Source organism: Dellaglioa sp. CoH-57-MRSF-22 (genome assembly GCF_056781895.1).
This window is the reverse complement of record NZ_JBXAXT010000296.1, coordinates 1-229: the sequence shown is the minus strand read 5'-3', so window position 1 is coordinate 229 and position 229 is coordinate 1. Positions and strand designations below refer to the sequence as shown.

Annotated in this window: 1 protein-coding gene; it reads left to right on the top strand. The window is 54.6% G+C overall.

The genetic code is table 11. From position 1 onward, the window contains the following. Positions 1–226 (top strand): hypothetical protein (locus tag AC1RPR_RS09140; protein WP_481763633.1); only part of this gene is annotated, 226 nt, incomplete at its 5' end. Positions 227–229 lie beyond the last annotated feature (3 nt).

Below are 229 nucleotides of genomic sequence, written 5' to 3'. Positions count from 1 at the left end.
GACGGACGGCTGCGTAGATGTGATTCTCAGTTTTGACTGCGGCCCCAAGAAGCCCAACGAATTCAGCATCGAACTCAATGTGTCCGAGTTCACTGAGCGCCAACGAGTACGACTGGCCGTGAGTTTGCATCGTCAGGTAGAGGACATCATCCGACTGTCGCGGCGCGATGGCCGGCGCTATGTGCGTAAGGCCATCAACGAAATTCTGAACCCGGTTTACGATTAAGGA